At 70.0% G+C, this 5820-nt stretch carries 5 protein-coding genes; 2 read left to right on the top strand and 3 right to left on the bottom strand.

What is annotated here, in order from left to right; translation table 11 throughout:
* The coding region (locus D7Y13_RS37305; protein ID WP_147452590.1) for a serine/threonine protein kinase at window positions 1-1359 on the bottom strand (1359 nt) is incomplete at its 3' end.
* A 123-nt stretch (window positions 1360-1482) separates the two neighbouring features.
* On the opposite strand from D7Y13_RS37305, the gene D7Y13_RS37300 reads away from it, so the two are divergent.
* Together D7Y13_RS37300 and D7Y13_RS37295 are read left to right on the top strand one after the other, a co-directional pair.
* Window positions 1483-3444, top strand: coding sequence for an ABC-F family ATP-binding cassette domain-containing protein (locus D7Y13_RS37300; protein WP_120585976.1), 1962 nt, complete (start codon window positions 1483-1485; stop codon window positions 3442-3444).
* An 11-nt stretch (window positions 3445-3455) separates the two neighbouring features.
* A complete protein-coding gene (locus D7Y13_RS37295) occupies window positions 3456-3875 on the top strand; it encodes a hypothetical protein (protein ID WP_120538208.1) in 420 nt (139 codons plus the stop codon).
* 12 nt (window positions 3876-3887) lie between these two features.
* Here D7Y13_RS37295 and gspC read toward each other — a convergent pair whose 3' ends face one another.
* Both gspC and D7Y13_RS37285 read right to left on the bottom strand, forming a co-directional pair.
* Window positions 3888-4751 carry a type II secretion system protein GspC gene (gene gspC, locus D7Y13_RS48845; protein ID WP_279637165.1) on the bottom strand — a complete coding sequence of 288 codons (864 nt, stop codon included), beginning with the start codon at window positions 4749-4751 and terminating at the stop codon, window positions 3888-3890.
* A gap of 177 nt (window positions 4752-4928) precedes the next feature.
* Window positions 4929-5657 carry a zf-TFIIB domain-containing protein gene (locus D7Y13_RS37285; RefSeq protein WP_120538209.1) on the bottom strand — a complete coding sequence of 243 codons (729 nt, stop codon included), beginning with the start codon at window positions 5655-5657 and terminating at the stop codon, window positions 4929-4931.
* Window positions 5658-5820 lie beyond the last annotated feature (163 nt).

Here is a 5820-nt window from a genome sequence, read left to right as displayed (position 1 = left end):
CTCGTCACCGCCGCGCGACATGACCAACGCGACGCCCGCGCCCAGGAGCACCAGCGGCACGGCGATGAGCGCCACCTTCTTGCCCCCGGACATGCCCTGGGGCGGCGGCGGCTCGACGGGCTCCTCGCGGGCCGGGGACGGCCGACGGTTGGCCTGGGAGAGGGGCGGATTGCCAGTGCTCGAGGTCGGACGGGCCGAGGACTGCGCACCCCCCGCGGGCGTGGAGCCCCGGGCCGGGGCCGCGCCCACTCGGGACGCGGACCGTGCGTGGGTGCCCGTGCCCGCCGGGGCGGGGGCACGACCGGCGCGGCTGGCGGAGCCCAGGCGACTGCCTGAACCCGCGCGGCTGTTGGAGCCCGCACCCGGACGGCTGCGGCTGCCGGTGCCACGGTCCGCCCCGGGGACGCCGCCCGTGGGGTGCGCGTCCAGCTCCTCCGCCGACAGGCCGTCCACCGAGTCGATGAGCGCGTCGATGAACTCCTGCGCGTTCTGGTAGCGGTCTTCCTTCTCCGCGGAGAGCGCCTTGGCGAAGAACGCGTCCAGCGCCTCCGGCACGGGCGCGCCCTGGCGCTTGGAATTCACCGGGGGCACGGGCTGGGTGAGCGCGGCGGTGAGCGCCTTGCGCACCGTGTTGGCGCCATAGGGAGAGCTGCCCGTGAGGCAGAAGTACAGCACGCCCGCCATGGAGTAGAGGTCGGAGCGCTGGTCCACGGACTCGCCGCCGGCCTGCTCGGGCGGCATGTACTGGGGGGTGCCCAGCACCTGGCCGGTGGAGGTGAGCTGCTCCTCCTCGTCCTGCTCCAGCGCCTTCACGAGGCCGAAGTCCAGCACCTTGACGAAGTCCTTCCCGTCGAGCGCCTGGACCATGATGTTGTGCGGCTTCAGGTCGCGGTGGACGCAACCCTCCTCGTGCGCGTGGGCGAGGCCCAGCGTGGCCTGCTCCAGGAGGTTCACGGCCCGGCGCAGGGTCATGGGCCCCTCGCGCTTGACCAGCTCCTTGAGGCTTTCGCCCTTGAGCAGCTCCATCACGTAGTAGCAGGTGCCGTCCGCAGCGCGGCCGAAGTCGAAGATGGTGATGACGTTCGGGTGGCGCAGGCGGCTGGCGATCTCCGCCTCGCGGCGGAAGCGCTCGAAGAACTGGGGCGCGGCGGCGAGCGACGGGTTGAGCGTCTTCACCGCCACCGGGCGCTGGACGGAGGTCTGGGTGGCGCGGAACACCATGCCCATGCCGCCCTGGCCGAGCACGCTCTCAATCTTGTAGCGGCCGTCCAGGACCTGGCCCAGGAGCTGGAGGCTCTGCGCCGCGCACAGGTGATCTTGACCGTCGGTACTTCCGCAATGGGGGCAGGGGGCGGCCATGGGTGGCGGGAGTATAGGCAAGCCGCGCGCCATGCCCAACCCGAGAGATGTGCCCCCTGGGCAGTCAGGCAGGCATCTGAGGCGTTCCCGTGGGGCCCTCGGGCTGTTATCTCCCGCCCCGCCATGAGCCTCGTCATCGCCCAGGACATCAGCCTCGCCTACGGAAAGAAGGTCCTCTTCGATGAGGACAACTTCACACTTGGCCCACGGGACCGGGTGGGGCTGGTGGGGGCCAACGGCACGGGGAAGTCCTCCCTGATGAAGATCATCGCCAAGGCGAGCCTGCCGGATGGGGGCACCATCCAGTACAGCCGCCGGGCCCGGGCGGGCTATCTGCCCCAGGAAATCGCGGGGTTACCCGAAGGGACGGTGGTGGAGGCGGTGATGAGCACCGTGCCCGGCCGGGACGCCATGGAGTCGCGCCTGAGGGACACCGAGGCGGCCCTGGCGGCGGCCGTGGAGGAGGAGGACCAGCTGGAGCTGGCCCAGACGCTGGCGGACCTCCACGCGGAGCTGGACGACTTCGAGAACCGCTACGGCCGGCACCACGCCGAGCGCATCCTCAAGGGCCTGGGCTTCCGGGACGCGGACCTGTCCAAGCCCACCCAGGCGCTGTCGGGCGGCTGGCGGATGCGGGCGGCGCTGGCGGGATTGCTGCTTCAGGACCCGGACCTGCTGCTCTTGGACGAGCCGACCAACCACCTGGACGTGCCGACCCTGGCCTGGTTCGACGGGTTCCTGCGCCGCTCCAACAAGGCGATGGTGCTCATCTCCCACGACCGCGACTTCCTCAACCGGCAGATCAACCGGGTGGTGTCGCTGGAGATGGAGGGCGTGCGCGAGTACACGGGCAACTACGAGGACTACAAGCGCCTGCGCGCCGAGGAGATGGTGCTGCTCCAGGCGAAGGCGGAGAAGGTGGAGCAGCGCCGCGCGGAGCTGCAGGGCTTCATCGACCGGTTCGGCGCGAAGGCCACCAAGGCCAAGCAGGCGCAGAGCCGCGCGAAGATGCTGGCCAAGCTGGAGAAGGTGCAGCTCCTGGAAGAGCGGCAGACGATGAAGTTCCGCTTCCCGGAGGTAGAGCGCAGCGGCCGGGACGTGGTGCTGATGGAGGACATCACCAAGCGCTACGGCGCGCTCACCGTCTATGACGGGCTGAACGCGCGGCTGGAGCGGGGCCAGAGAATCGCCGTGGTGGGCGCCAACGGCGCGGGCAAGACGACGCTCTTGAAGATGGTCGCGGGCGAGCTGGCCCCGGACACCGGCAAGGTGACGCTCGGGCACAACGTGGTGGTGGGCTATTACGCGCAGCACCACGCGGACAAGCTCGACCGTGACAACACCATCATCGAAGAGGTGCGGCCTCTGGCGGCGGACAAGCCGGAGAGCTACGTGCGCGGCGTGCTGGGCGCGTTCCTCTTCAGCGGCGACGACGTGGAGAAGCCCATCGGCGTGCTGAGCGGTGGCGAGCGTGCGCGCGTGGCCCTGGCGAAGCTGCTGCTGACTCCGTCCAACTTCCTGCTGATGGACGAGCCGACGAACCACCTGGACCTGGACTCGTCGGAGATGCTGATTGAAGCGCTGAAGCTGTACGGCGGCACGCTGTTGTTCGTGAGCCACAACCGCAGCTTCATCAACGGCCTGTGCACGCACGTCTGGGAGGTGGCGGACGGGAAGCTCACGTCGCACCCGGGCAACCTGGACGAATACCTCTACCACCAGGAGCAGCAGCGGCTGGCGGCGGAGGGCGCGGACACCAGCACGTCCGGCGGCAAGGGCACGGGGGCGGGCGCGGCGACGGTCTCCGAGAAGGAGCGCAAGCGGCTGGAGGCGGAGGCGCGCCAGCGTCGCTCGGTGGTGGAGGGCCCCATCAAGAAGGAGATCGCGAAGCTGGAGGAGCGCATCGCGAAGGTGGAGACCGAGCAGAAGGAGCGCGAGGCGCAGCTCGCGGACCCGGTGCTCTACAACGACTTCGCTCGGGCGAAGCCGCTGATGGACGGGCACCGCGCGGGCAAGGAGGAGCTGGAAGACCTCTATGCCCGGTGGGAAGTCGCGCAGGAGAAGCTGGCGGCGGCGCAGGCCTGAGCTCCGAACCCATGGACCTGGACGCGTGGCTGGGGCGGTTGGGATTGAATCCCGCCCCGAGCAGCCTGGAGGAGATTCGCGAAGCCTTGCGGGTCCAGACGGAGCAGGAGCACCGCTCCCAGGGGGACGGGGACACGGAGTGGATGCGGCTGTGCTGCGTGCAGTTGTTCCACGCGGGCCTGCTGGAGGATGTCCTCCGCATCTGGCGGGCGAAGCGGGCCAGCATGGACGCGGCCGCGTCCATCGATGTCCAGTTCCTCTGTGGCGCGGGGCTGGAGCGGACGAAGGAATCCCTCGCCTCGCAGGCGTCGGATGAGGCCCGGAAGGCCTTGCGGTACTTGGAAGAGTGCGAGGCCGCCGGGGACTTCGAGGACTTCACCGTCGCGGGCTATTTGAAGCGCTGCGCGGCGTATTACGGCACGCAGCCCTGAGCACGGCCAGCGCTACTGGATGTCGAAGGTCTTCCGGACCGGGACGCCGCCGCGTTCAATCTGCAGCTCGATGCGCCGGGCCTCCCGCAGGGTCATGAAGGCTTCCAGGGCCTTGTCCGGGCCGTCCAGGTCCAGCCCGTTGATGCGCTGGAGCACGTCCCCGTTGCGCAATCCCAGCCGCGAGTAGAACGAGCCGTCCTTGATGGAGAACAGCTTGAAGCCCACGGGACGGCCTTCCTTGAAGGCGGGGACCACGCGGGCCTCCATGGACAGCTCGTCCAGGTGCGCGAGCGCTTCGGTGAGGTCCTCGCGGGGCACGACGTGGGTGTCTGGTCCCGTGGCGCGGATGCCCTTGCCCAGGCCGGAACCCCCTGGCATCGCGGCGCCTGGATGGGCATTCACCGGGGTCGGGCCCGTGCCCGGCAGGGACGCGCCGTCGATGTATTCGAGCCGCCCGTCGACCACGAACACGATGCGCTCCCGCTCGATGGCGAAGACCCGGGCGCCCTTGAAGGCATCACTGACCATCAGGCTGCGAGCGACGCCTCCTGAAAGTTCGTGGATGGAGGCCATCGACCACCGAGGATCCTGTGAGACCAGCGTCCCGAGCAGCCGCAGGGGCAGTGTGCTCCGGGGGAGGTGAGGGCCTGGCTCCACTTCCATGGGGCTCGGGAGGGAAAGGCCCGTGAGCCTTGCCAGGAGGTCCGTGTCCAGCGCCGGTCCGGACGGAGTGCGCGATGGCACCCGCGCCGTGCTTTCCCTGGCACGAGGCGATGGCATCAGGACGCCGATGAACACCTGATTCACGATGAGCGCCGCTGTCAGCGCGCACGAAAAGACAAGCAAGGCAAAGCCGCCCTGCACGGACCTGCGCATCCCATGGTTCATGAATCCCTCCCTTGGCGAAGCGTGGGAGGCATGAGCAAGACCAGGGCCAGGGGCCGTGGAAGGCATGCTCACGACGGAATGACCGCGCGCCGCGGCCCTTTGGCGGACGTCTTGTCAGGCCTTGGGGCGCCGTGAGGGACAGCCTGTCAGGCGCGCGGCAGGGGGCTACTTGAACAGCTTTGACAGCAGCCACACCACGGCGGACTCGGTGGTACCGGTGTTCAGGTACTGGGACCTGCGGCCGGCGGACTCACTGGCCCGCGCCTTCGTCAATTCACCGGAGTAGGGCACGGAGCCCTCCGGGGCGCAGCTTCCACAGAACAGCCGCTCCTCCCAGACGAACCCGTAGCGCGGCTCCATCCGTCGCCCGCAGGTCGTGCACGCGGGCTCGTCGCCCAGCAGCACCTTGGGCCGCAGGTTCATGCTCCGGGGCGCGCTCTCGCTCTCATACTCATGCTCGAAGTCCGCGGCGTGGAGCTCCGGAGCCTGCTCGTCCCGTGCCCGGGGCGCCGGTGTCGTCGCATTCAGGAGCCGGGTCACCTCTTCCCGGTCCATCGCCACGCCCCGGCACTTCACGCAGACGTCCACCGTCACGTCCCGCAGCTCCACCGCGGACAGCGGCGCGCTGCCGCATCCGGGACAGGTGGGAGCCCGCCGCCCGCAGGACGGACAGCCGGGGACGTATTGGAGTCCCGCGTCACAGCCCCGGCACCGCCCGGGCCTTCCCTTCGCCTGCTCGAACACGGCCTCCATCACCGGACCGGTGACGACCGTGCCCAGCGCCTCCGCGTCGAGCCAGCCGGCGCCGCAGTTGCCGCACTCGTCGCGCTCCAGGCCCCGGGCGTGGGTGCTGCGCATCGTCGTCTGGCAGTAGGGGCAGGGACACGGCTGCATGGGCCCCCAAGCCTAGCGGGTCTTTCCCGGAAGAGGGACCCCCGGGGTGGGGACCCGGCGTCTTCAGCTGGCGCGGCGACGCTTGTCGCGCTTGGACCGGGGCTCGGGCGGCTTCGGCGGGCCGGGGGCCGGCTCGCGCAGCTCCTCGGGGATGGCCAGGGAC

The organism is Corallococcus praedator (genome assembly GCF_003612125.1).
In the GTDB taxonomy this organism is placed as follows: domain Bacteria; phylum Myxococcota; class Myxococcia; order Myxococcales; family Myxococcaceae; genus Corallococcus; species Corallococcus praedator.
Note: the sequence above shows the minus strand (reverse complement) of the source record. Positions and strands in the feature narration are given on the sequence as shown.